At 57.3% G+C, this 26,061-nt stretch carries 20 protein-coding genes, 1 tRNA gene and 2 rRNA genes (1 of these 23 running past the window's edge); 13 read left to right on the top strand and 10 right to left on the bottom strand.

Annotated elements, in window-relative coordinates:
* Positions 1-128 precede the first annotated feature (128 nt).
* The 3 genes from Asbog_RS02760 to Asbog_RS02750 all read left to right on the top strand — a co-directional run bounded on the left by Asbog_RS02760 (position 129) and on the right by Asbog_RS02750 (position 3,166).
* Positions 129-833, top strand: coding sequence for a response regulator (locus Asbog_RS02760; RefSeq protein WP_062164005.1), 705 nt, complete (start codon positions 129-131; stop codon positions 831-833).
* Positions 830-2,257, top strand: coding sequence for a HAMP domain-containing sensor histidine kinase (locus Asbog_RS02755; protein ID WP_062164004.1), 1,428 nt, complete (start codon positions 830-832; stop codon positions 2,255-2,257). Before Asbog_RS02760 ends, Asbog_RS02755 begins: the two co-directional genes overlap by 4 nt.
* A 141-nt stretch (positions 2,258-2,398) precedes the next feature.
* Positions 2,399-3,166: a DUF3313 family protein gene (locus Asbog_RS02750; protein WP_231944644.1), complete on the top strand. Its 768-nt coding sequence runs from the start codon at positions 2,399-2,401 to the stop codon at positions 3,164-3,166.
* 457 nt (positions 3,167-3,623) lie between these two features.
* Here Asbog_RS02750 and Asbog_RS02740 read toward each other — a convergent pair whose 3' ends face one another.
* Entirely contained in the window at positions 3,624-5,126 is a 1,503-nt protein-coding gene (locus Asbog_RS02740) for a Hint domain-containing protein (protein WP_062164002.1), read from the bottom strand.
* Between the two features lie 685 nt (positions 5,127-5,811).
* Between Asbog_RS02740 and chvE the strand changes: the two genes are divergently transcribed.
* From chvE to Asbog_RS02715, 5 genes are all read left to right on the top strand, one after another.
* Positions 5,812-6,891 carry a multiple monosaccharide ABC transporter substrate-binding protein gene (chvE, locus tag Asbog_RS02735; protein ID WP_083510675.1) on the top strand — a complete coding sequence of 360 codons (1,080 nt, stop codon included), beginning with the start codon at positions 5,812-5,814 and terminating at the stop codon, positions 6,889-6,891.
* Positions 6,892-6,895: 4 nt separating this feature from the next.
* The gene (gene mmsA / locus Asbog_RS02730; RefSeq protein ID WP_062164000.1) at positions 6,896-8,494 is read left to right on the top strand and encodes a multiple monosaccharide ABC transporter ATP-binding protein; all 1,599 of its coding nucleotides are present in this window, start codon (positions 6,896-6,898) and stop codon (positions 8,492-8,494) included.
* Between the two features lie 5 nt (positions 8,495-8,499).
* On the top strand, positions 8,500-9,756 hold the full coding sequence (mmsB, locus tag Asbog_RS02725) for a multiple monosaccharide ABC transporter permease (RefSeq protein ID WP_083510674.1): 1,257 nt from the start codon (positions 8,500-8,502) through the stop codon (positions 9,754-9,756).
* Between the two features lie 190 nt (positions 9,757-9,946).
* Positions 9,947-10,258, top strand: coding sequence for a hypothetical protein (locus Asbog_RS02720; protein WP_146926463.1), 312 nt, complete (start codon positions 9,947-9,949; stop codon positions 10,256-10,258).
* A 5-nt stretch (positions 10,259-10,263) separates the two neighbouring features.
* A complete protein-coding gene (locus tag Asbog_RS02715; RefSeq protein ID WP_062163998.1) occupies positions 10,264-11,448 on the top strand; it encodes a glutathionylspermidine synthase family protein in 1,185 nt (394 codons plus the stop codon).
* Positions 11,449-11,679: 231 nt separating this feature from the next.
* On the opposite strand, the gene Asbog_RS02710 is transcribed toward Asbog_RS02715, so the two are convergent.
* Positions 11,680-12,555 (bottom strand): peptidylprolyl isomerase, encoded by an 876-nt coding sequence (locus Asbog_RS02710; RefSeq protein ID WP_231944643.1) that lies wholly within the window; start codon positions 12,553-12,555, stop codon positions 11,680-11,682.
* Between the two features lie 441 nt (positions 12,556-12,996).
* Between Asbog_RS02710 and Asbog_RS02705 the strand changes: the two genes are divergently transcribed.
* Positions 12,997-13,794 carry a hypothetical protein gene (locus tag Asbog_RS02705; RefSeq protein ID WP_146926461.1) on the top strand — a complete coding sequence of 266 codons (798 nt, stop codon included), beginning with the start codon at positions 12,997-12,999 and terminating at the stop codon, positions 13,792-13,794.
* A 150-nt stretch (positions 13,795-13,944) separates the two neighbouring features.
* Here the strand turns inward: Asbog_RS02705 and Asbog_RS02700 are convergent, their stop codons facing one another.
* The 5 genes from Asbog_RS02700 to Asbog_RS14470 all read right to left on the bottom strand — a co-directional run bounded on the left by Asbog_RS02700 (position 13,945) and on the right by Asbog_RS14470 (position 20,075).
* Positions 13,945-14,283, bottom strand: a complete 339-nt coding sequence (locus Asbog_RS02700; RefSeq protein WP_062163995.1) for a TfoX/Sxy family protein — start codon at positions 14,281-14,283, stop codon at positions 13,945-13,947.
* 93 nt (positions 14,284-14,376) lie between these two features.
* Positions 14,377-17,532 (bottom strand): error-prone DNA polymerase, encoded by a 3,156-nt coding sequence (locus Asbog_RS02695; RefSeq protein WP_062163994.1) that lies wholly within the window; start codon positions 17,530-17,532, stop codon positions 14,377-14,379.
* Positions 17,529-17,792 (bottom strand): hypothetical protein, encoded by a 264-nt coding sequence (locus Asbog_RS02690; RefSeq protein WP_062163993.1) that lies wholly within the window; start codon positions 17,790-17,792, stop codon positions 17,529-17,531. Before Asbog_RS02690 ends, Asbog_RS02695 begins: the two co-directional genes overlap by 4 nt.
* Positions 17,792-19,351 (bottom strand): Y-family DNA polymerase, encoded by a 1,560-nt coding sequence (locus Asbog_RS02685; RefSeq protein ID WP_171840653.1) that lies wholly within the window; start codon positions 19,349-19,351, stop codon positions 17,792-17,794. Before Asbog_RS02685 ends, Asbog_RS02690 begins: the two co-directional genes overlap by 1 nt.
* Positions 19,242-20,075: an ImuA family protein gene (locus Asbog_RS14470; RefSeq protein ID WP_171840652.1), complete on the bottom strand. Its 834-nt coding sequence runs from the start codon at positions 20,073-20,075 to the stop codon at positions 19,242-19,244. Before Asbog_RS14470 ends, Asbog_RS02685 begins: the two co-directional genes overlap by 110 nt.
* Positions 20,076-20,256: 181 nt before the next feature.
* Here Asbog_RS14470 and Asbog_RS02675 point away from each other — a divergent pair, with 181 nt between their 5' ends.
* The 4 genes from Asbog_RS02675 (at position 20,257) to Asbog_RS02660 (ending at position 24,019) form a co-directional block, all read left to right on the top strand.
* Positions 20,257-21,159, top strand: a complete 903-nt coding sequence (locus tag Asbog_RS02675) for a hypothetical protein (RefSeq protein ID WP_062163990.1) — start codon at positions 20,257-20,259, stop codon at positions 21,157-21,159.
* Between the two features lie 4 nt (positions 21,160-21,163).
* Positions 21,164-22,156 carry a DUF2961 domain-containing protein gene (locus Asbog_RS02670; protein WP_171840651.1) on the top strand — a complete coding sequence of 331 codons (993 nt, stop codon included), beginning with the start codon at positions 21,164-21,166 and terminating at the stop codon, positions 22,154-22,156.
* A gap of 163 nt (positions 22,157-22,319) precedes the next feature.
* The gene (locus Asbog_RS02665; protein WP_062163988.1) at positions 22,320-23,015 is read left to right on the top strand and encodes a DUF421 domain-containing protein; all 696 of its coding nucleotides are present in this window, start codon (positions 22,320-22,322) and stop codon (positions 23,013-23,015) included.
* Between the two features lie 251 nt (positions 23,016-23,266).
* Positions 23,267-24,019, top strand: a complete 753-nt coding sequence (locus tag Asbog_RS02660; protein WP_171840650.1) for a glycosyltransferase family 32 protein — start codon at positions 23,267-23,269, stop codon at positions 24,017-24,019.
* A 103-nt stretch (positions 24,020-24,122) separates the two neighbouring features.
* Here Asbog_RS02660 and Asbog_RS02655 read toward each other — a convergent pair.
* The 3 genes from Asbog_RS02655 to Asbog_RS02645 form a co-directional block, all read right to left on the bottom strand.
* A tRNA-Met gene (locus Asbog_RS02655) sits at positions 24,123-24,199 on the bottom strand.
* Between the two features lie 35 nt (positions 24,200-24,234).
* Positions 24,235-24,349: ribosomal RNA gene (rrf, locus tag Asbog_RS02650) — 5S ribosomal RNA — on the bottom strand.
* Between the two features lie 113 nt (positions 24,350-24,462).
* Positions 24,463-26,061, bottom strand: a 23S ribosomal RNA gene (locus tag Asbog_RS02645); it runs 1,142 nt beyond the window's last position.

Raw genomic sequence — 26,061 nt, 5'->3', positions numbered from 1 at the left:
GGGCGACGCGCGCCTTTCCCCTGTGACCCGGAGCATCGCTCCATCCGATTGTTTGCAACTTGAAACATCATGTCCGTTGCTGACATCATACGGACGAGCCTGCGTGATACGACTGAGGGATGACCCCAATGCCTCATCTTCTTCTTGTCGATGATGACCAGGATATCCTGACCCTTCTCGGCAGTTTTCTGCAAAAGCATCACTATCAGATCTCCACGGCCGAAACGGGCGAGACCATGTTTGCCATTCTGGACAGGCAACCGGTCGATCTGGTGATTCTCGATATCATGCTCCGCAATGAGGACGGGTTCAGCCTGTGCCAGCGCCTGCGTGCCCGATCCCGCATCCCGGTCATCATGCTTTCTGCCATGGCCGATCTGACTGACCGTATCGTGGGGCTCGAGATCGGGGCCGATGATTACCTGACAAAGCCATTCGACCAGCGCGAGCTTCTGGCCCGGGTCAAGGCGGTCCTGCGTCGTGCTACCACGCCGGGCGAGACAACCCCGTCGCTGCGCCCTGTCCTTCGTTTCGGTCGCTGGGTTCTGGATGTTGCCCGTCGCGAACTACGCGCGCAGGACCAGTCGCTCGTCCCGCTCTCGGGGGGTGAATTCGATCTGCTGCTGACTTTTGTCGAACACCCGCAACGCGTTCTCACGCGGGACCAGCTGATGGATATGGCTCGCGGCCCCGACCATGCCGCCTTCGATCGCAGTATCGATGTGCAGGTCAGCCGCCTGCGCGCCAAGCTGGAGGACGATCCCAGAAATCCAACCCTGATACGCACCGTGCGCAATGGCGGCTATATGTTCACCGCCGCGGTGAAACGATGAGATGGGCGAGGCTCCCCCCCGATCGCATTTTCACACAGGACACCATCTCCCGCCGCCTGATTGTTACTGTGGCCCTTGCCGCCGGGATAACGCTGCTGTTGCTCGCGGTCTTTGTTGAATTTGGCGGCCAGTGGAGCAAGCCTGATATTGAAGCCACCGGTATGGTGAGAGAGGTTGGGGCCGTGCTTCGCATGGTGCGGGTCGCCCCCGCCACGGACAGGGAAACGCTGCTGGCAGCAGCGCAATCGAGACAGATCCATTTCGGGTGGTACCCGGAAGCCTCGCCGCTCGCGAAGGCTCTGGCTGCGGGGCATTACCGTCGCAGCGAGATTGAGGAGAGCTGGCATTTCCTGAGCCCGTTTCTGGGGCAAAGGCCTCCTGCCATCGCGGTGTTCCAGGAAGATAACCCTGTCTCTACCCTCCCCGGCCTGCCCTATGACCGTTCGCTGTATCACGACGCGTATTTCGTCGGGATCCAGCTCGATGACGGCAGTTGGGTGCTTTGTGTTGCCCTTCAGCGTTTCTGGGGGCTTTACGCCTTTCAGCGCCTCATGCTGGAAGGCATGATGCTGTTTGTCTGGATCATCGCGGTGTCACTCATCGCCTCACGCCAGCTTTCACGCCCGATCGAATATCTGGCCCATGAAGTCCGCAGGCTCGACGCGCAGCCCAATTATGCGGGCGTTAGTGAAGCGGGGCCCAGAGAGATCCGTCAGGTGGCGGTGACGATCAACGCCATGCAGGCGCGTATCGCGAAATTCATCCTCGATCGCACCACGATGCTTGCTGCCATTTCGCATGATCTGCGCACGCCGCTCACGCGTATCAGACTACGCGGAGAGTTCATTGATTGCCCGACGCAACAGAAACTCCTGTTTCGCGATGTTGACGAGATGCAGGCCATGATCGATGGCGCCTTGTCGTTCTTCCGCGACGATGCCTCCCATGAAACACAGACGGCTTTCGATCTTTCCGGGCTGCTTGAAACCGTCGCCTATGATTTCTGCGATCAGGGGCATGATGTGCGTTACGACAATCCGGGTCGAGTGGGATATCGCGGTCCGGTTCACGCCATGAAGCGCGTTTTCACCAATCTGGTCGAGAACGCGATCAAATATGCAACGCCACCGCAGATTATCCTCGCGCCAGCCGATATGACAGACGCATCACCCGCAGGGATTCGGGCGACGGGCTGGGTCGTCACCATTCTCGATCAGGGTCCAGGGATTCCACCTGATGCGCTCGATGCCGTGTTCGAGCCGTATTTCCGGCTGGACAAATCGCGCAACCGGCAGACAGGCGGGGTTGGACTTGGCCTCACATCGGCCCGTACCGTCATGCGCGGTCTGGGCGGCGATATCATCATCGAGAACCGGGCGGAAGGCGGATTGCGTGTGCGTGTCCTGTTGCCCGCTTCCGACTGAAAGACGCCAATATTTCCACATGGCCACAGACGGGACATAACGCAGAAAGACGCGACCGGCAGAAAGAGGGAAATCACCCGGCCCGTCCCCTGTCTGTCAGGAGACTGTGCCGCCTTTCCTGCCCGGGAGACGCGCCTGACCATGCTTCGCCTGCCTTACGCCATTCGTTCCCTCACCCGTTCTCTGGCCCGCAAACCCGCCTCACCACGGCGGATGAACCCCGGATTTCTGTATCCCGTCCTGATAACCAGCATGATGGCGCTGAGCGCCTGCGCCGGACAGGGAACGACGAAGACCGGCTTCATTGCGCCCGAGACCTATGGGCTCATGGCCCATCCTGACAATCACGGTGATGATCTGGTTTTTGCTCCCAAGGCACCGGCCGGAATCATCTACCGTTATGCAGTCATCGAGCCAGTGCAATGGCGCCCGACGAGCAAGGCAGCCCATCTCTCCCCGCAAGCCCAGCAACGCGTGATACGGGCTTTCGAGGATGAATTGCACAAGACACTGGGCAAGGATCTGGTGATCCTGAACGAGACCGGCCTTGCCACCCTGCCCCCCGGCACAATCCGCATCAGAGCGGCCATCACCAATCTGCGTCGCAGCCAATGGTACTACAATGCCTTGCCGATTATCGCCGGATTTGCGGCCGGTGCGGCAGGAGGCGGCTTGCCCCCCATTCCCCCGCCAGCACCAGGGGGCGCCAGCGAGGAACTTCTGGCCATCGACGCAAGCAACGGAAGCACGCTTATGGCCATCGCGACCTATAATAACGGCATGCCGTGGAACATGATGGGGCAATGGCTGCCCTACGCCCATGCCCGGCGTGCCTTCCATCTCGCAGCGAATCTGATGGATGAGGAGATGCACAGATCGGGCCTCATCACCCGACCGCTCTCAGGCTGATTGCCGATGCTTTCCACAAGCCCATTGTCCAGAGCGCGCGGAGGGGGGGCGGTTCGGCATTGAGGCCCGCGCACCCTCATCCCCCCATCATATGTCCCGATGAGACGAGGAGTGTTTTCTCATGCACCCGTTACGCCTTGCCGTTAGACGACATTGGCCCCTGCTCGGCCTTATCATCAACCGGGACGTGCTCACCCTGACCGAGCATATCCTTTCGACAATTTTTCATGGTGTTCCGCAGGGCCCTATCTGGCCATCCCGCCTGTCTCGATCGCCCTGTCGGCTTTCTGCCCCATGGCGAAAAAGGGAACGATCAGCCTCCCTGAAGCAACAGATGGAGTGCCTTTTGCACCGAGATCATGCGGCACGAGAACATGATACCTGATGTCGCCCATGTCGTGCAGGACAGGCAGGCAAAAAGCAGGAGATTCTGCCTTCTGCCCCATCCGGATCCACGTCAGGCTGCGACCTGTTCGCTGGCGACCGTCCCTGTCGAATAATCCTGGAAATACAGTGCCGTCTCCAGCACTTCGATCGTCATAAGAGCCTGTGTTCCCAGCGCCTCACCGAGGGGAAGCAAAGCCCGCCCATTCGTCCAGCGCGACTGCGCGCCTGCACCCTCATCATGCCAGCCTGCAACAGCATGACCGTCGAGATGGGCTCTGATAGAGCGCGTTATGTCAGACCCGAACAGGGTGACCTCGCCCACGCGCACCCCAAGGTCGCGCCTGTCATCGAGATAGGGGCCATGTGTGTCACAAGGGCGCGCATGACGTGAAACGATCTGCACGGCATTCTGCCCCGCGGGCAGGGAGAACACCGCCCAGCGCTGATTGAGGCGGATCGGGTTCAGGCGACGTCCATCCGCCAGAACCAGATGAAGGCCGGCATCATGCTCAAGTACTCTCATATGGGTCTGCGCCTGCAAACCCATAGCCGTAGCCTGCTCATTCAGGCGGGTATGAATGGTATGGGCCAACCCGTGATCCGTGCATAGAGGTGCCGCAAACGCCGCCTCGGCCGACGCGTTCAGCCCTGCCCCATCGGCATTCCCCCCGGCACTGCGACGCACAAACTGGCGCACGTCATCACGCAGGGTTTCGGTCAGGATACCATTCGCCCTGACAATGGCATGACCTTCGGTCTTGAAATGAAAATAGGGATAGCGCGTCAGATCGGTCAGATAGAAAACAGACCGGTGATTGACCAGCATTCTGGCCGGAAGCAGCACGCCATCGATCAGGAAACAATGTTCGGGTGTCACAGACAGGGTCTTATGCGGCAGGCCCCCGCCAAACGCATTTTCGAGAATGCATATTGGCCTGTGATCCAAATCATCATGCCCGGTATGCCCGACCTGGCCCGTATCGCGCCCTGCCCATGTGATTTCACGCAAACCCATCCGCGCACCCTGCGCGTCATAGGTCATCACGCTCTGGCCGGGGACGAGTTCTTCAACACGGACTTCACCGCACTCGGTCTCGATCAGCGCGCCTTCAAGGAAGCAATAGGCCGGGCCCGCACTATACATTTCCGTGCCGGGAGGCAGAAAGCCATTGGGTCCATAGGAGTTGCTGAAGGGCCGTCCGGGCAGGACGAGCTCGATGTAGGAAGGCTCGCCTGACATGTTCTTGGTACTGAAATACATGCTCGTCGTATTCGCCTGACGGTCATAGCTCGTCGAGACCCAGATGGAGTCATTGGCGTTGTTGATCACGCGAAAATAGAAATCGACCCCCGTGCTACCAGGCGGCAGATTGACGTAGATAATCCAGTACTGTCCCGGCGCAGTAAGAGCGTTGATGTCCACATCGACTGTTCCCCCTCTCGCCCCGATATCCAGCTCATACTGGTAAAAAGACTGGCTGCGCGGCAGGTCGGAGGCCCTGATTGAGAAGATACCCCCGTCAATTGCATAGTGAGGGCTGCCGTCAAACCGGCTCTCAGTAGGCGTCTGCATGAATTGGATATCTCTCGCTCTTGCCGTCGATTAGGTGACCAGGAATGGACTCCTTATTCTTATGAAGAAAAAATATTTATTACAATAATATATACTATATTCATATATTATTCATAATATAGACTGTTTTAGTCTCAAAAACACGTTCATGCGTTTTGGTTTTCTCAACTATAAATATAATTTTTATCATGACGCTCAAGGTGGATACTTACCATAGACCTCACCCAACATCTCTTTCTATCGTGAAACACCGCGAGTGCGCGGTTGGTGAGCACGGGACAGGTACGTAGTTGTCACGTCCTGCGCCGATCCTGTCAGGCTCATGCCCCGCCTCATCGAAACAGGCCCGAACCGGGGAAAGGGCATCATTGTCACGTTACCGTGAAACGTTAATTATGTTATTTATAACGTCAAAATGATATGTTTAACTTGTTGCATGTTACGCTTTTTTGTTTCGTGAGGCGTGACATAACCATCTTTTCAGAAAGCTTTTTGCATACAGGGATCGCCCTCCCTGCCGGATTTTCTCTCAAGCGTCGGTCTGTCTCTCGATCTGCCTTCGGGACGTTCAGGAGCTTTCCGACGCACCCTTTCATCAAGCTTCGACCTCTCTCCCGCCGTTGTCTCTGTCGCAGCCCGCATCATGCCCAGCGCGGCTTGTGACCGGAATTTTGGACGTCACGTCATGAGCAGAATCAGTACCGGTCTTGCCTCTCTTGCCCTCGTTACCACCGCGCTTTTTGGCCCGGCCGGTCTGGGGAGCGCCAATGCCGACGACAAGCCCACTGTTGGCATCGCCATGCCCACCAAGTCGTCCGCGCGCTGGATTGCGGATGGCAACAACATCGTCAAAACCCTGCAATCGCGCGGCTATCATACCGATCTGCAATATGCCGATGATGACGTGCCCAACCAGGTCTCGCAGATCGAGAACATGGTCGCCAAGGGTGACAAGGTTCTGGTGATCGCTGCCATCGACGGCACCACGTTATCCGACACGCTTCACAAGGCCGCACAGCGTGGTGTGAAGGTCATTGCCTATGACCGCCTGATCCGCAATTCACCCGATGTGAGCAACTACGCCACCTTCGATAATTTTCAGGTAGGCGTGCTTCAGGCGAGTTCGCTGGTAAAAGCCCTCGGGCTGCCCGACGCGAAGGGGCCTTTCAATATCGAGCTTTTCGGTGGCTCACCGGACGATAACAACGCCTATTTCTTCTTCAATGGCGCCATGTCGGTGCTCAAGCCCTATCTGGATAGTGGCAAGCTGGTCATTCCGTCCGGCCAGAAGACCATGGACAAGGTTTCAACCCTGCGCTGGGATGGCGCTACAGCGCAGTCGCGCATGGATAACCTGCTGAGCGCCTATTACACCGATCGTCATCTCGACGCCGTGCTCTCGCCCTATGACGGCATTTCCATCGGCATCATCTCCTCGCTCAAGGGCGTAGGCTATGGCAGTGGCGACACGCGGATGGCCTATGTCAGCGGGCAGGATTGCGAAATTCCTTCCGTCAAATCCATCCTCGCGGGCGATCAGTATTCCTCGATCTTCAAGGATACGCGCAAGCTCGCCGGCGTAACGGCCGATATGGTCGATGCCATGCTGGCCGGCAAGACTGTGCCTGTGAACGACACCAAGAGCTATAACAACGGTGTCAAGATCGTGCCCGCCTATCTGCTGACGCCCGTCGTGGTCACCAAAGCCAATATTCGCCCGACCCTGATTGACAGCGGCTATTACACCGCAAGCCAGATCGAGTAGCGTCATGAACCCCATTCTTGAAATGCGGAACATCGCCAAGCGTTTCGGACCCGTAAAGGCCCTGAGCGATGTCAGTTTTTCGGTCGAGCCTGGCGAGATTCATGCACTCTGCGGCGAAAATGGTGCAGGCAAATCGACCCTGATGAAAATCCTGAGCGGGGTATACCCCGCCGGGAGCTATGACGGGCAGATCGTGTTCGATGGTGAAGAGCGCCGCTTTGCCGATATCAACGGCTCTGAGGCGCTTGGCATTATCATCATCCATCAGGAACTGGCGCTTATTCCGCTGCTTTCGGTGCAGGAAAACATCTTCATTACCCACCCGCCGGGGCGCTTCGGCGTGATCGACCGCGACGTGGCGCGTGTGCGGGCGCGTGATCTGATGCGTCAGGTCGGGCTGACGGATGCACCCGAAACACTCGTCACGCATCTGGGCGTGGCCAAGCAGCAACTCGTCGAAATTGCCAAGGCGCTCTCGAAAAAGGTGCGCCTGCTCATTCTGGATGAGCCGACAGCCAGCCTGAATGAGCGTGACAGTGCGGCCCTGCTCGATTTGCTTCTTGCCTTCAAGGCAGAGGGGCTGTCGTCCATTCTCATTTCGCACAAGCTGAATGAAATCTCACGTGTGGCTGATCGTATCACCGTACTGCGCGACGGGCGCAGTGTCGGCACAATCGACTGCCGCAACGGCCCTGCAGATGAAGACGAGATCATCCGTCTCATGGTCAATCGCGATCTGGAGCATCGCTACCCACCGCATACGCCGCATATTGGCGAAATGCTGATGGAGGTTCACGACTGGTCGGCCTGGCACCCCCTCCACCCCGACCGTCAGGTGATACGCCATGTCGATTTCCACGTTCGCGCAGGCGAGATTGTGGGCATTGCAGGCCTCATGGGTGCGGGGCGCACGGAATTTGCCATGAGTCTGTTCGGACGCTCCTTCGGCACGCACATATCGGGTGATGTCACCATGCGCGGCAAGGCGGTCGATGTCTCTACTGTAAGCCGCGCCATTGCGGCCGGGCTCGCCTATGTCACCGAGGATCGCAAGGAACTCGGGCTGCATCTGAGCAACGAGATACGCCACAACATCTCCCTGGCCGAACTGCGCGGCATCGCTCATCATGGCGTCATTGATGACATTGCCGAGCTGCGTATCGCGCAGGATTATCGCAACAAGATGCGCATACGCTCGCCCGATGTGCAGCAGATGGCGGGCAAGCTCTCGGGCGGCAACCAGCAGAAAGTGGTGCTGTCCAAATGGCTGTTTACCAACCCTGATGTGCTCATTCTGGATGAACCCACGCGTGGCATTGATGTCGGGGCCAAATACGAAATTTATGCCCTGATCCAGCAGATGGCCGATAGCGGCCGGGGTTGCGTGGTCATTTCATCCGAAATGCCTGAATTGCTTGGCATATGCGACCGTATCTGCGTGATGAATGAAGGGCGTTTCGTGGGTGAGTTCACCCGCGCGGAAGCCAGTCAGGAAAAGATCATGCGCGCCATCGTGCGCAGCACATCTGAATCCATGCCGATTGCCACCATTCCAGGCGAGACAGCCAATCTCGCTGTTTCCTCTCTCGCTGCGGGAACGTAACAACCATGAGCGAACATATTCTCCTCCCCGGCAATCCACTCTCTCCTGCTGGCGATACCGGACCCACCGGTGGTGCACCGGGCGGCCACAAGCTGGGCAATAGCGCGATGGGGCGGTTCATCCGCAATAATCTGCGCGAATACGGTATGTTCATCTCGCTGGTCGCGATCGGGCTGTTTTTCGAGATCGTGACCAACGGGACCCTGCTTCGTCCGCTGAACCTGACCAATCTGGTGCTCCAGAACAGTTACATCGTCATCATGGCGCTGGGCATGTTGCTGGTGATCATCTCGGGCCATATCGATTTGTCGGTCGGCTCGGTCGCTGGTTTTACAGGGGCCGTGGCAGCGGTGCTGATGGTGCAATGGCACTGCAACGTCGTCGTGACGACACTGACCTGCCTGGCCACTGGCGCGCTGATTGGCGCGGCACAGGGCTACTGGATTGCCTATTTCAAGATCCCGTCCTTCATCGTGACGCTGGCAGGGATGCTGGTTTTCAAGGGACTGGCTCTGGCCCTGCTGGGCGGCCAGTCCCTCGGGCCTTTCTCGACCGTTTTCCAGAAGCTTTCTTCCGGCTTCATTCCCGAGTTTCTGCCCAAAATCGGGCATTACAATCCGACCTCGCTCATTCTGGGCGTGATCGTGGCGGCGGCCATGGTGTTTGGCTCGGTCCGAGCGCGGGCGCGCTATCAGCGCAACGACATTGATGTCGAGCCCATGCCGCTTTTCATCGGCAAGAACATCGCCGTTTTCGGGATCATCGTTTATCTCGCCACCCTGATTTCCAGCTATCGTGGCCTGCCCAATGTTCTGATCATCATGGCCATGCTGATTGCGCTATACAGCTTCATGACCAGCCGCACCACGCTGGGGCGGCAGATCTACGCGGTGGGTGGCAATGTGCGCGCCGCAGCGCTTTCGGGCATACGCACCGAGCGCCTCACCTTCCTCACCTTCGTGAATATGGGCGTACTGGCTGCCCTTGGCGGCCTGATTTTTGCTGCACGGCTCAACACCGCCACACCCAAGGCCGGACTTGGCTTCGAGCTTGACGTGATTGCCGCCTGCTTCATCGGCGGGGCCTCGGCCTATGGTGGTGTCGGACGCGTTGGAGGCGCAGTGATCGGTGCCATGATCATGGGTCTCATGAATAACGGCATGTCGATCTTGGGTATCGGCATCGACTACCAGCAGGTGCTCAAGGGACTGGTGCTACTCGGTGCCGTCTGTGTTGATGTCTATAACCAGCGCAGGGCATGACAAGCCCTGTATTGACGCACCCGCTATCCGCCCCCTGCCACTGCCTGAATGACCGGCCCCGCAATAAGGCAGGGGGGGATACACGAAAATACAGATCTGCCGCTTTTTAACGTGCCGGATCCACTGTTCTTCCCCTGCCAGCCCCAACTGCGTTACAATGCCTCCCTATCCTTGTTTGTGGAGGCCGATCATGAAACGCAGAATGTCGAAGCGCTTCGGGGTCGGACTGTTACTGGCCGCTCTGGGCACGGCGGTCATCCTCCCCCGTCTTGGCGCAACAGGTTTTTCCTCCCCTACTAGCAAGCCCTGTCCGCCGGGCCGGCGCACCATGACTGGCCAGCAGCGTTGCGACGATGACGATACCGCAACGGGTAGCCACGGTAGCACCGTTACCGCCAGTGGCAGGTCAGGGCATTGGTGGCGCGCCTCCGAGGATACCGAATCCGCTGGTCATGCCGGTTTTGGCGAGAGTGCCAGTGCCCATGCATCGGGCAGCGAATAACCCGGATGCCGCACATTGGCCGGGTTGAAACATGCCCGCGTCCAGACTGGACGCAGCAGGCCGCCAAACTTGGCTATACCTATTATCGCAATGATGACGGCACCTATGCCTGGCGTGAGGATGTGCGATACGAGATCACCCGTTCTGCGCTTCGCCTTGTGTCAGAGGCTGCAGAGACCCTGCATGCGCTGTGTCTTGATCTGATTGCCGATGTCATGCGCCGCCCCTCGGGGCTGGATGATTTTCACATTCCACGCAGTGCCCAGGATGTGGTGAGACAGTCGTGGCACCAGGGCGATCCGTTTTTGCTCGGGCGCTTCGATCTTGCCTGGAACGGCTCCCGACTCAAACTGATTGAATATAACGCCGACACCCCCGCCACGCTGCCTGAAAGCACAGCCATGCAGAACCTGTGGCACAGGCAATGCGGCGGCCCCCATGGTCACGCCCCGCTGAAGGCCAGCGCCATCGTCAGCAGGCTGAAATCCCTGCGCAGGGCGGGTCATATCGGCCGGGTGCTTCATATCGTGCCCTATCCCGATAATCTTGAAGACACGGTCCATGCGCGTTTCTATGAGCATTGGGCGCGGAAGGCAGGGCTGGAGGCAATCCATTGTGATCTCAAAGACCTCGACATCACGACTGGAGGCGAACTCCTGCACCGGGGTGTCATCATCCGCAGCATGATCCGTATGTATCCCTGGGAGCTGATGTTCAGGGATAGCGGGGTGCGCCATCTTGGTGGCTGCGGATGCCAGTTCCTGAACCCGCCCTGGACGGCCCTTCTTTCAAACAAGGCGCTTCTTCCAGCCCTGTGGCGGCTTTTTCCGGATCATCCTCTCCTGCTCGAGGCCGCCTTCAGCCCGGAAGAGCTGAGCATCGGTCCGAAGGGGAGCTTTGTCGAGAAACCCATCCATGCGCGTGGCGGAGAAAATATCCGCATCCTGAATGCCCATGGCGCGCTTTGTGCCGAGAGCGGTACTTATGGCCACTACCCGAAAATCTATCAGGCCTATGCCGATCACCGCATCAGCGGCGTCCATGCCTCGATCGGCGCCTGGATTGTCGGGAAACGTTTCTCGGGGCTGACCATACGTGAGAGCCATGATGCGATCATCAGGCATAATTCATCTATCGTACCGCATGTTATCCTCAGGCGAGGCGGCCTGGCAGGTTTTCTCGGCGGATAGTCGCCGCCACGGTCCGTATCCGTATATCAGCCTGTAAAAGCCGTTCCCGCGCAGCTCATCGGGAGAATCCGCCTCTGTGGGCCAATACGACACGTACCGGCACCGCCAATTTTCTCAAGCTTGAGCCACTGCGTGCAACGACGTTGCTGGCCTCTAGGGGGTGGTGGTCACCTGTTACAGCGTCGTCGCGGAAAGAACATATGGGCAAGCCCGCTCGCGTTTTCGCTGTCGCTAGTCGTGTTTCGTCTTTTTCTCACGTGACGGGACAGGCACGTTACAGAGCGAGACCCCTCCTGCAGGGTGCACGAAAAAAGGATCGCGCCGTGCTGCACGGGCTGCCAGATAATCGTGAAAACTCTGGCTGTCGGTGCGCATGACCTGCATGGCAGGACGCAGGGCCGCAGGAAGATCTGCAGCAAGCGTCATGCTCGCAATCGGCACATCCTGCCTTGGATCTGTGTGAAAACCGAGCTTCCCGGTGCCTCGTGGCAAGGCGCTCAGATGCTCCATGCCTTGCAGCACGCGCCCGACGACGGCCAGGTTGCGATCAAGCTGACGCGGTGCCTCGCCATTGACCACATAAAGTTCACGCCCGTCCCCCGTATCGGGCGGCATGTCCCGCCCGACACCGACCACACCATAGCATTGCGCTGGCCAGATCTGCGCGCCCTCGCGACCGACGAGCCAGCCCGAAGCTATGCCGGACTCTGTTGCATAGGGGTCAGGGTAAGGGAGTGGTGTGTAGTCCAGTCCTTTAAGAGGCCGCTCATATTCGGCAGGAGGACGAGCCATAAACCCCTCGGGTAAAGGGGACGCCTCGTCATGCACACGCCATTGCACGACATAATTATCCTGCACTCGGGTAACCGCACCGCCATCCCACTGATGGGACCGGGCAAGACGCACGACATTGGCCACATGCACAGGGGCAAATTCAGGCGCGAGTTCGATCACGACCCGCCCGCCATCTGCCAGTTTCATGACCAGAAGACGCTCCGGCGCGACATCACTCCAGTCAGCATTCGGTGCCTGGGCGACAATTTCAGCCGGGCTTGGCGCGGCTGCGGCAGCCGCCAGGCCAGGAAACAAAAGGATTAGAGCAGGCAAGATAAGTCGCATGTCATGACATTGCCCTTCTAGGGCAATCCTGCACAAGACCTTGCAAACACAGACCATGCTCAAAATTTCTACCCTGAGCGTCACTATTTTGCGCCTGAATGGCGGACCAGCGCCTCTCACCTCGAAGGGAGGCTGATTTTTCTTGCTCTGGCTTTGATCCACTCACTAACCTCAGCGAAGTTGCGCAGTCATATCCCAACGGAATTCCCATATCAGCCTCCCAGGAAAGGCCCCGTCGAGCCCATGAAGAAAAAACGTGCCGCCCTCACCGCGTGGCTGCTGTTTTTTTGCGCTTCACAACATGCTCGGTCTGCCGAGGTTACCATTCCAACAGTGTATGAGGCGGGGCATTTCTTCGCAGTGCCTGTCACCGCTCAGAGCCAGACCCTTCACTTTCTTGTGGATACAGGAGGGGGAGGTGGAGCAGGCATGATGTTAATCGCACCAGAAGCTGCCAGGAAAATCCGTGCTCCGACTTATCGCTGCAACGATGTCGCTACAGGCCGGATGATCGTGAAATGGCCGGAATTCACGGGCGCAGCAGGGCTACCTCACCCGCCATTGCCGACACCCTGCAATGCCATGGCGCTTGTTGTACCCATCAAGACAGGCAGGTTGGTCGAAGATGGCATAATCGGCGGAGGGTATCTGCCCCAGTTCCACGCCTGGCATTTCAATTATCCTGATCGGCGTCTCTCGGTCGAAGATGGCGACTGGAAAATACCATATGGGAAAACAGTTATCCCGCTGGGATTTCCAAAAAATGCGCAGGGAACACATACTGGCCCATTCCCGAGCGTCGAGATGCAAGTCGACGGACATTCCATCGCCATGCTGCTCGATACAGGAGCCACTGCCATGCAGACTGCGGCAGGCCTTAGGGCGACCGGGGCCCCTCAGGTGCATGGGCAAGGAACGACTTCATACATCACAACAAGTGTCATGAACGCATGGCACAAGATGCATCCGGACTGGCCCATTGTCGTGAATGGTGACGGCTTGATGCCTGCACGATTGATTGAGGTCCCACAGATAAAATTCGGCCCCTATCTCATCAGTCACGTGTGGTTCACCGAACGACCGAATAGAAATTTCGGCATGCATGGCGTGGGGCAGTATATGGATCGTGAAATTCAGGGTGCTTTGGGCGCAAATGTCCTGAGCCATTTCGATATGGTCATCGATTATCGTCACGATTGCCTTGTTCTTCTGAGCAAGCCGGTTTGAAGAGAGTACGGCCATCATCACCAAGCACTCATTACCCCTGGGCTAAAACCGGATAAAAATCACGCCCCGTAGACCGCGCCAATACCAAGCCCTGAAGGCGTCAGATCCTTTTTTAGATGCTATCTGAAGAGCTCATGCCTCCTTCGCCCTTCAATGCGATTTTTTCGCAGGAAGCGCCGCAATAGAGCGCGCCACCCAGATTTTCAGCTCATCCAGACGCGTATGCAGAGACTCCGGCACAACGACATAGGTCTTGCTGGGAGCGCTTTCCGGTTCATAACGTAGGGCACAGGCACCGGGGAGTGCCAGGAGAGCCTCACGATCCTTGCCGCTCATCTTCAGGGCCAGGCCGACATTGGAGAGGGAAGCAAAGACCTTGCCGCCGGCATATCCCATGATCCCGCCGAACATGGGCTTGAAGGACAAATCAAATTCCGCCAGCTCCGGTATTGTCAGTATTTTCTGCAAAACAGCAGGATCATAATTCATTATCTTATCCTGTCCCTAAATCTATGCTTGAAGATAACAGAAAGACCGAAAGATTAATTATTTTTTTCCAAAATGAAGAAGCAAGTCTTTATCTCAATGAAAATCCCGCGCCTTCAATCTAGGTGCCACCGCCCCCTCTTCTTCCTCGGACACGGCAATAGAACGCATCATATTCGTAATATCCTCCAGACGCTGCATCACCACGTGAATGACCTCTCCTTCACGCTGGAGCGTTCCGTGGCAGGCCACAGCGTTGACACCAATCACAATGCGACGCTGGGCTTCGGCGCGGTCTTTCCAGATGATGATATTGGCTGTGCCGGTTTCATCCTCCAGCGTCATGAACATCACGCCATGGGCCGTGCCCGGGCGCTGACGCATCAGAACCAGCCCCGGTACCACCACGCGGCTGCCATCGCGCAACCGGCGCAGATCGGCACAGGTCACCATGCCTCGCTCAGCCAGTTGCGGACGCAGAAACGACAGCGGGTGCTGGCGCAAGGTCAGGCCGAGCGTGTTGTAATCTTCCACGACCTCACGACCCTCGCTCATGGGGCGGGGGGCGTAATCAGGCTCGATCACTTCGGGGCCAGGGCGATTGAGCTTGCGATCGGCCGCGGCAAAAAGCGGCAGAACCGTATCCGCCAGCCCCTTGATGGCCCAGAGTGCAGCACGCCGATCAAGATCGAGGCTGCGAAAGACATCTGCTGCCGCCAGCGCCTCAAGCGCCGAGACAGGAATGGCAGCACGACGCCAGACATCATCGAGCGACTCATAGGCTGGAAAGCGATGGGCGATCAGTTTGGCCGCGTGATCGTTCGACAGGCCCTTCACAAAGCGCAAACCAAGACGCACGGCCAGTGTTCGCTTGCCCCGGTCAGGCTCAAGCACACAATCCCAACGCGAGGCATTGATATCGATAGCGTGCACGGTCACGCCATGCTCACGCGCGTCACGCACCACCTGAGCCGGGGCATAAAATCCCATAGGCTGTGAATTGAGCAGGGCCGCACAAAACACATCGGGATGGTGGCATTTCAGATAATTAGAGACATAAGCCACAAGAGCAAAACTCGCCGCATGGCTTTCGGGAAAGCCATAGGACCCAAAGCCTTCAAGCTGACGGAAGGTGCGTTCGGCAAATGCGCGATCATAATGATTGGCAACCATGCCCTCGATCAGCTTCGTTCTGAAATGCGAGACCCCGCCAGTGAACTTGAACGTCGCCATGGAGCGGCGCAGCTGATCGGCCTCACCGGGCGTGAAGCCAGCGCATTTGATGGCCACCTGCATGGCCTGCTCCTGAAACAGGGGAACACCCAGGGTCTTGCCAAGAATCTGTCTGAGTTCCGGCTGCGGGTAATCCGGCAGTTCGATTCCCTCACGCCGTCGCAGATAGGGATGGACCATATCACCCTGGATGGGACCCGGGCGCACAATGGCCACCTGAATGACGAGATCATAGAACGTCCTGGGCTTGAGGCGCGGCAGCATGGACATCTGGGCGCGGCTCTCGATCTGGAATGTGCCCAGCGTGTCGGCACGGCGGATCATGGCATAGGTCGCGTCATCTTCAGGCGGTACCGAGCCCATATCGAGCTGGCGGATGCGATGCTCAGCCAGAAGCTCGAACCCCCGGCGCAGACATCCCAGCATGCCCAGACCCAGCACATCGACCTTCATGAACTTGAGAATATCGATATCGTCCTTGTCCCAGACGATGATCTGCCGGTCCTCCATTGCCGCAGGCTGAATGGGCACGAGTTCATCCAACCGGTCGCGAGTCAGCACAAAGCCCCCCGGATGGGTGCCAAGCTGGCGTGGTATGCCCACCAGCTCAGCAGCCACACGCAGGGTCAGCGCCAGGCGTCGATCTGACAGATTGAGGTTCAGCTCCGCCGCACGTGCCTTGAGCTGTTCCGGGTCCCCCAGTGACGAGGCAAGATATTTCGAGAGCAGACCCAGCAGATCCTCGCTCAACCCCAGCACCTTGCCCGTTTCGCGCAAGGCCCCCTTGGGGCGATAGCGCATGAGGGTGGCACACAGCGCTGCATGGCTACGGCCGTAGCGGCGATAGATCCACTGAATGATTTCCTCGCGCCGGTCGCTTTCGAAATCAACATCGATATCGGGGGGCTCACGACGCTCTGCGGAAATGAACCGCTCGAACAGAAGGCCGGAACGCACGGGGTCGATCGCCGTGATGCCCAGCACATAGCAGATGGCGGAATTGGCGGCAGAACCACGCCCCTGACAGACAATATCGAGCGCACGCGCCTGATGCACGATGCTGTGCACGGTCAGAAAATAGGGCGCGTAATCAAGCGAGCCGATCAAGGCGAGTTCATGGGCGATCTGTTGCCTGACCGCATCCGTCACCCCGGCAGGATAACGCCTTGGCAGGGCCTCCTGCACCAGACGGGTGAGGGTCTGCTGCGGCGTCTCATCCGGCCGGTCAGTCTCCTGCGGATACTGGTAGCAAAGATCATCCATCGAAAAGCGGCAATGCGCTTCGATCTCGGCCACGCGGGCCAGTGCTTCGGGAAAAGCCTCATAAAGCTGCGCCACAGCACCAGGCGTCTTGAGGGCCCTGTCACCATGATTTTCACGTCGCTCCCCCAGCGTATCGAGCGTGCAGTTCTCACGAATGGCAGTTACGACATCCTGCAAAACATGGCAGCGTGCCTCGTGATAGAGCACATCGCCCGTCACCACGGCGGCTACGCCACAGGAGGCGGCCAGTGCCTCCAGCGCCCGCAGGCGCAGCAGGTCACCCGGCGCATTGCGATGCGAAAGCCCGCCATAAACTGGCTGGCTATTGGCTGCACCGATCCGGGCCAGATGCTGGAACTGCTGCTGTGCCTGGGCATCGGGCTGATCGGGCAGAAGAACCAGAATAAGCCCCCGTGCCCCCTGGAGCAGATCTCCCCAGTCGAGCGAAAAGACGTCCCGCGCACCCCGGCGGTGCCCAAGCGTCAACAGACCGCAAAGCGCCCCCCACCCCGCACGATCAACAGGATAGGCCAGAAGAGTCGAGCCTTCGAGCAGATCGAGCCGACAGCCCGGCAACAGCCTTACACCGCTCTGACGCGCGGCATCATGGGCGCGCACCATGCCGGCCACCGAATGGCGGTCGGTCAGCGCGAGCGCCCTGTGCCCCTGGGCCTGGGCGACAGAAAACAGGTCGTGCGGCGCACTTACGCCACGCAGAAAGGAATAATAGGACGTGACATGAAGCGGCGTGGTCATGCCCCCTCGCCTTTTGCCCTGTCATTGGGATGATGATGCCGGCTCGTATCATGCGCCACGGCATCGGCACGTTTCATGAGCACGAAACCGCAACGCGCCAGATGCGCCACCAGCCGCTCGGCCACGAGGGTCGCCATCAGTTCATCAGCATCATGAACACGCCGACGCCCGTCAAAACGCAGGGCATGGGTCAGAGCCTCCGCAATCTCGCGGGGCTCGGCAGGACGCATGACCGGAGGAGAGGGGAAATCCTGTGTCATCAGAACAGCCCGTGGACGAACCACGCCCCGTCACCCGACCAGGGATGCTGACCGTCCCCCCGACGAAACAGCCAGAAGCGATCGCCTTGCTCGGTTTCCACAATCCAGTAATCGCGTATGGCCCCTGCCTGCGCGGGATGCTGCCACCAGGCACCATGTAGCCGCTCCGGCCCATCAGCCCCGCAAACACGCAGTTTCTGCCCTTGCCAGACAAAGCCCTGAGGCGCGTCGTGGTCCGTCAGTTCTGGCGCGGCGATAGCGCGTGGCGGTGCAAAAAGCCGGGTTGGTCGCGGCCAATGTGAGCGCCGCAAAACGCCTTCCAATGATGGAACAGGCGCAAGGCCTTGTGTCTGGGCCATCTCGGGGAAGGGTGAGTCGGTTTCCGCCAGATGATAGATCGCTCGCAAACCCGGCTTGTTGCGTAGTCGTTCTGCCAGAACCACCAGCGATTCTCCTGCCGGGGGATGACCTGCCTGAAGAAGCCCGCCCGCTCCTGTGGAGGACTCCGGTAACATGGCTTCCTCTGTCACCGGCGAGCGGGGCTGGGCGTGACCGACATGCAGGCTCATGACTTCGATGCCAAACCCTGGATCGATTGTCTCGATACGCTCCTGAAGCAGGCGGGACAGGCGCATGGCCTCGTTAACAGGCTCAGCCGTTCCCACCCGCACTGCCTGAACCACGTCATCCACGCGATGGCAAAGCAGGTCGACCCGGCGCGCGCCAAGGCCCCTCTCCTGCAAAAGGGTCGCGATATCCTGACACAGGACGTCCATAACCTGCGCGATGCTTTCGGCCGTGCCGATTGGTTCCATCAGATGGCGCTTAACGCTCAGGGCTGTTGCAGGCTGATCGAAATCCAGAGCTTCTTTCTGGTGCCCAAGCGCCTGATCAAGACGACACAGCACCGCCTTGCCGAAGCGGCGCGTCAGCGCAGCACGCGGCACGGCACGCAGATCCGCCACACGGCTAATTCCCAGAAGACCAAGCCGCGACTGTGCCTCGTCATCAAGCCGCAAGGCAGCGACGGGCAGGGAGTCGAGTGCTGCAGCCACGCTGCCAGAGGGAATACAAAGCAGATCCTTTGCGCCGAAGCGGGCCAGAGCATGAGCCGCTCCAGCCGTATCGGCCAAGGCTGCACGAACGGCATACCCCTGCGCCATGAGCCTGTCCCTTACGGTTTCCAGCATGGCGACCTCACCTCCAAAAAGATGGGCGCATCCCGTGCTGTCGATCCACAGGCCATCTGGCGAATCGACCGCGACAAGAGGTGAGAAGCACCGGCACCATGATGCCAGCCTGTGCAAGGCGCGCGCATCGGCTGCGGGCGTAACGGGATGCGTCGCCAGATCCGGCACAAGACTGCGTGCCATGGCCAGAAACTGACCTTTCTCCGCCCCGCAATCCCGGGCCGGTTGATTGACCGCCATGATCTTCCGGCTCTGGCCCTCACGACCATAAAGGGCCAGAGGTCTGGCGGGGTCGGCTTCGGGATGCCCCTTGTGCCAGAGGGTCGTGTGCCAGTGGGGCAGCCACAGGGAAAGAAACCGACGCATCATGGTCTGTACCGACCCTCCAGAACAGGGCATCACCCCCACGACGTCGCAAAAGGGAAAGGGACAGCCCCCCCGAAGCAGAGGGGAAAGAGCGCAGCCCCACCCTGACCGCATCGGCACGCGCAGGGCCGATGCGCCAGCGCGTCCAGCAGGAATTGGGCGAAAGAGGCTGTGCATGACGATGCACGACAAACCCGGTGACCATCGTCTTTTCTGCCGCCAGATGCAGGCGACGCGAGGCTGTAAGGGATAACGGTTCAGGCAGGTCAGCCACAACGGCTGTCACCCCTCTGGTGCGCAGCACATCTTCCATCGTACCAACTAGGCGCGCAGCTTCGACCTCAACACAGAGCAGCCGCGCGCCATCCAGCCCGGCATCACGCAGCCCCGCCAGGACCGGCACGGAGGTAAAGCCGGAACTGCCGCCCCTTCCCTGCGCTGCTCCGCGATGCCCTATGGGGTGATTCTCGGAGAGGGCAGGCACAAGCCAGATGACAGGCCCCGCACTCCGCGCCAGAATCTGCGCTATGAAACGCGTCGGGCGGGCGCAAAGCCCCTGATCATGTCCCTCCCCCAGAAACTCATGCACAGCCCCTCGACGCAGCCCACCCTTGAGCGCCTCGTCAACGGCAGCCATGCCCGTCTGTAGGTAAAGCGCTGCAAAACCGCGCTGATAACGCTGCTCAATCTGCACGATGCTGTCGCGCAACATAGCCATACTCGCCATGAAAGACCCCCTTTCACGGCAGCGATATCACAAGAACAAAACATGAACAATGAATCAGTGAGCAGCTTGCCTCAGACAAGGAGCGGCAGATTACTTTTTTTGCCTCGATACACTGTGTATTTCTATCAGACGTAGTTTCGATTATGAGCTAAAGAAAATAAAGGATACGGCGAGACAAAAAATGAAACGTGACTGCTTTGTAATACCCTGCAATCTGCCCAAAATGAATTGGCTCATTTCGTTCATTAATTCTATCGAGTCTCGCACACGTAACTGTAGTTTTGATATCATACTCGGCGCTTCCAATGAGGAGGAATACCGTCGGTTTGCGCGGATGGTGCCTTCACTCTCAAAAGAAATAAATATCGTCATTATTAATATTGATAGTTATCTGCACCGGGTAGCAAAATCTGAAGAAGCTGTTTCACGGTATATACACAACAAGGATCGGTGTATCGTAAACATCAAGAAGTTTGTCCTGCTGAAATGGGCATATGAGCAGGGATATGAGCGAATTTCGAGCGTTGACGGAGATACGGCTGCCGTCAAGGATATGAGCGATATCTTCGATGTCATGCAAAAGAACTACCAGAAGAAAATACTGGTTGGCTCATGCATGCGCCATCATGAGATCTCAGCTATTACAGCAGATTGTCTCCGGCATTTTGACGGCGAGGAAACAGACGGTCTGAAAAATTCCGAAGGTGATATTCTTTACACATGGTTTTTCGATGCGCCCTACTATGAAAGCACAGATCTAGGCGAGTTTTTTGATTATCTATCTGGAAGATATGGTTCTTTCGCAAAATTCCTAGAGATCGTTCGATACGAGGACTTTGAACATCAAATATTCCATTATTGGCTCTATATAAAGAAGGGCTATGAGGTATTTGACTTCAAGTTCATTACTGACAACTTCAAACCAGAGTCATTGCTTTATACCCACCTTCTATCGATAAGAGATTATAGAAACTACAGTCCAGTCTGGGTCTATACTTGGGAATATCTACACCAACCTGATATTGTTGATGGCATTCCAACCATTTACATGCTCAACCATTTCGACCGTATGGGACTTTTTTGACCATATGAGCTCAGACATCCTGCCTTGGATACGTTTCTGGATTACCCCTGTCCTGATCATTTGTTCAATCAAAACAGGGGTGGCTCAACCGTCTGTATGGTCATCGCATTGGGAACGTGTGGTCGTCGCACCAGGGCACGACCTCCCCCTAGCGGTGCGACATGATGATGCTGGCAACGTGAAAATCATTAATATCGCTTTGGCTGGGGAAGGCCCTGACGTTGATCTTTCCAGTCTCTCTTTTGAGGTTGATGGCGAGAAAACACCCAGTGTCGTGCTTTCTCTGGGGCTTTCAGGGACGTATGGGGCAACACGTTTCCATTCACGTGCTGTCTCCTGCTCGAGTTCGATCGGTCGCTTGGGCTGTACGCTCAACCTCAGAATACCCTATCGTAAAAGCCTTCACGCCCTTTTTCACAACGGAGGCCTGCATCCCCTTAAATTATGGGGCTGGCTGCAGGGCGAGTCAGATCCCTCCACGCGGCCAACGGAGGAACTCCACACAGTCAGTGGAGGCGATCAGTACCGGGGGCAGATTGCCGTTCACCCCTATGAGGAGATGACTCTTCTTGACGTCAATGGACCAGGGCGGCTGGCCGGACTACAATTTTTTATGGATCGGCATAACGATCAGCCTGGAACCAACGAGAACTGCATAGAAGGTAATTTTCGCTACTACATCGATGGGGCGACTGATCCCCAGTACGAGTCCTCTGGCACTGAAGATTATTTCGGATCATCGTTCAATTTTCAGGACGCTCCTTTTTCCAGCGACAGCTTTGGTGTCTTCTACAACCGTTATGCAGGCGCAAGTGGCCCAGGTATCACCAGTGATCAGGTCTCGGCCTGGCGATGGCATCAGGACGATCCAATAAGATTTACGCATCATCTGCGTGTCACATGGCAGTGTGGCGATCGTGACGGGCCGGAAATTCCGATATCGCCTGCCGGTATTGCCTGGACAGCTTATTACTATCAGTCGCTTTCTCAAGAGTGACCAGGATCACCCTTTGCTCAAAGGTGTTCTCCTTACTGAACCTGCTACTCTGTCGGTCGTTTGAACCGCCTATGCTTTCAAAAGCGTATTGGACGTAGAGATTTTCCCGGTGGGAGAGCCTGCGCTATTTGTGTGTTGTGAACTCTATGAAGGCTGCCTAGTCGTGATCACCGTCTACCTCTGGGTTATTCTCAAGCTCGTGATCGGGTTCTCCCTTATCATCACCTATCTGAATGTCACCGGGCGCAATCAGATTGCCATGATGTCGGCGGTCGATCTGGTTGGTAACTTCATACTGGGCGGCGTTGTCGGAGGTATTCTCTACAACGACAAACTACCTATCCTGCATTATATCGCCCTGCTCATCCTGTGCATCCTGCTCATGGCGCTTTTCAACTATCTCTCACGCAAAATCCCTGATCTGAGAAAACGCACGATAGGCGAGCCAATCACCCTGATCCGTAATGGCGTCTTCCTCATCGAGAACTTCAATGAGAACGCGAGCCGTATCGACCTCAAGGATGTCGCAACGGCTCTGCGGATGCAGAACATCTTCAGCTTTGATGATATCGATTTTGCCCAGATCGAGACGACAGGCCATGTCAGCGTCATCATGAAGGAGGAAACCAAGAAGCCCGCACAGTTCCTGGTTCATCGCGGTGAAATTCTGGAGAAGGAACTGGAGGCGCTCAAGCACTCGAAAGAATGGCTTATGGCAATACTTTCGCGCCGCGGACTGGCTGATCTCGAAAAGATCTTCCTGGCAGAGTGGGTTGGCGATCATCTACTGGTGGTGACAACGGATGGCGTCGTTCACACGGATCTTCAAACCGCCGATAGTCTGACCGGCACGAACTGATTGGCCTCTCACAAGACCACACCATGCAAGTCCACCGACCAAGGCGCGGAAAAGAGATTTGAACTCGGCCTTATATGCAAGCAGAACGATGAAAGTAATCGGGTGTTCGTAACCCCGATCATGGTTATGAGAAGCAAGACAGGGTTGGAACATATGCCTTGCACAGGGGGCTGATGACAGTTCAGGACATGAAAGCGGGTAATGCAATCTCTGCGCCTGCCGCCTTGCGTCGCGTTAGTAAAGGGGATCGTATGGCCTGTTTTGATCTCCTGGCAGAGGGGGTCGACAGTCACTGGTTCAAGGTCGTTCCACCAGGGCAGGATAACGGGTTACCTTCATCCATTCCTTACCGGATTATCCAGTATTGGCATGCTGCAAACCCACCCGAGGATGTGCGGCGCAGCATCGCAACAACCATTGCCATGAACCCTGAGTGCCAGCACGAACTGGTTTGCGATGCCTCAGCACGCGCCTTCATGTATCAGGAACATGGCAATGAGGGCCTCAGACTTTTCGATTGCTGCTTTCATCCAGCCATGCGTGCCGATTTCTGGCGTATTGCTGCTCTGTACAAACATGGGGGCATCTACATGGATGTCGACACATGTTCGCATGCACCGGTTACACGCATTGCGGCAGGGGCAGATTTTTCCTGCCTGCTGACCTATTCGTTTGGATCACCCTGGTGTGTCGATAACGACTTCATCATGACCCAACCGAACCATCCTGTGATCGGCGCCATTCTGGAAGGGATCTTCGCAAACCTGAAACGCTACTGCCATGTCGGCGATTTCGAGAATATCTGGGTTGAAACAGGGCCCGGCGTCACCACGATCGCTTCGATGCGTTGGCTGTCGCGGATTGTAAATGATCAGTCTGTCTCTGATGATCATGGTGGGCTTGCGTTCAGGCATCACAACGCAATTGCAGAAGCTTTTGATGTAATTGATATGGACTACAAAAAGACACGGCTTGGCAATTGGCGCAGGGCTGTTCCGAGCTGACTGATAGGCTTTTGTGCCCTGCCTGACGTTCAGACGCGCGCGTACATACGCCTATGCTCATGGAGAGAGCTGCGCTGCGTCGTGTCTGTATGTGTGGGTATTTTGGTTGCGGGGGCAGGATTTGAACCTGCGGCCTTCAGGTTATGAGCCTGACGAGCTACCGGGCTGCTCCACCCCGCGGGGGTGGTGGTGTGTTTTGTGGGGTGGATCAGGGGACCTGGCGGCGACCGACTTTTCCGCATCTTGAGATGCAGTATCATAGGCGCTGGGGCGTTTCACGGCCGAGTTCGGGATGGGATCGGGTGGAAGTCTCCCGCCATAGCCACCAGGTCTTCTGATCCACCCGACAACTGTGTGTCGGTGTGGAGGTTGGTGTTTGTGTATGATGAGTGTGATTGCGTGGATGATTGCTATGCATGTGTATGCTCTCTTTTGGAGAGCGTTGTGTGAGCGATATGGGCGATTAGGACCGGTTAGCTTCACGTGTTACCACGCTTCCACACCCGGCCTATTGACGTGATGGTCTTTCACGGCCCTGTGAGACCTAGTTTTGAGGTGGGTTTCCCGCTTAGATGCTTTCAGCGGTTATCCCGTCCATACTTAGCTACCCGGCTGTGCCGCTGGCGCGACAACCGGTACACCAGAGGTATGTTCATCCCGGTCCTCTCGTACTAGGGACAAATCCTCTCAAGTCTCATACACCCACGGCAGATAGGGACCGAACTGTCTCACGACGTTCTAAACCCAGCTCACGTACCACTTTAATCGGCGAACAGCCGAACCCTTGGGACCTGCTCCAGCCCCAGGATGTGATGAGCCGACATCGAGGTGCCAAACCTCCCCGTCGATGTGGACTCTTGGGGGAGATCAGCCTGTTATCCCTAGAGTACCTTTTATCCGTTGAGCGATGGCCCGTCCACGTGGGACCACCGGATCACTATGGCCGACTTTCGTCTCTGTTCGAGCTGTCACTCTCACAGTCAGGCGGGCTTATGCCATTGCACTCGACAGTCGGTTTCCGACCGACCTGAGCCCACCATCGCGCGCCTCCGTTACACTTTGGGAGGCGACCGCCCCAGTCAAACTGCCCACCATGCAGGGTCCCGGACCAGGCTAGACTGGTCTCGGTTAGACATCAGAAAAATTCAGGGTGGTATTTCAAGGACGGCTCCACCGGTACTGGCGTCCCGGGTTCGTAGCCTCCCACCTATCCTACACAGGATGTCTCTGATGCCACTGCAAAGCTGCAGTAAAGGTTCATAGGGTCTTTCCGTCTGACCGCGGGTACCCCGCATCTTCACGGGGAATTCAATTTCGCTGAGTCGATGCTGGAGACAGTGGGGAAGTCGTTACGCCATTCGTGCAGGTCGGAACTTACCCGACAAGGAATTTCGCTACCTTAGGACCGTTATAGTTACGGCCGCCGTTTACCGGGGCTTCAATTCAATGCTTGCACATCTCCTCTTAACCTTCCGGCACCGGGCAGGCGTCAGGCCGTATACGTCGTCTCTCGACTTCGCACAGCCCTGTGTTTTTACTAAACAGTCGCTACCCCCTGGTCTGTGCCACCCGCCTATGGTTGCCCACGGACGGGTCTCGCTTATCCCGAAGTTACACGAGCAATTTGCCTAGTTCCTTCAGCATCGTTCTCTCAAGCGCCTTGGTATTCTCTACCAGTCCACCTGTGTCGGTTTCGGGTACGGTCTATACGCCAGAGCTATTTCCTGGAATGCTCCAAAAGCCTGGTCAATCCAATAAGACCAGACAACATATCGCATTCGTCACTTCTGGCAGGCCCAGTAATATTCAACTGGTTCCCATCGACTACGGCTTTCGCCCTCGCCTTAGGGGCCGGCTCACCCTGCGTGGATTAACCTTGCGCAGGAACCCTTGGACTTTCGGCGACAGTGTTTCTCGCACTGTTTGTCGCTACTCATGTCAGCATTCGCACTTCCGATATCTCCAGAGAGGGTCACCCCGTCTCCTTCGCAGACCTACGGAACGCTCCGCTACCGCGCATATCAAAGATATGCACCCACAGC

Origin of the sequence: Asaia bogorensis NBRC 16594 (assembly GCF_001547995.1) — a bacterium.
In the GTDB taxonomy this organism is placed as follows: Bacteria; Pseudomonadota; Alphaproteobacteria; order Acetobacterales; family Acetobacteraceae; genus Asaia; species Asaia bogorensis.
The sequence above is the reverse complement of the archived record's forward strand: the minus strand, read 5'-3'. Positions and strand labels throughout refer to the sequence as shown.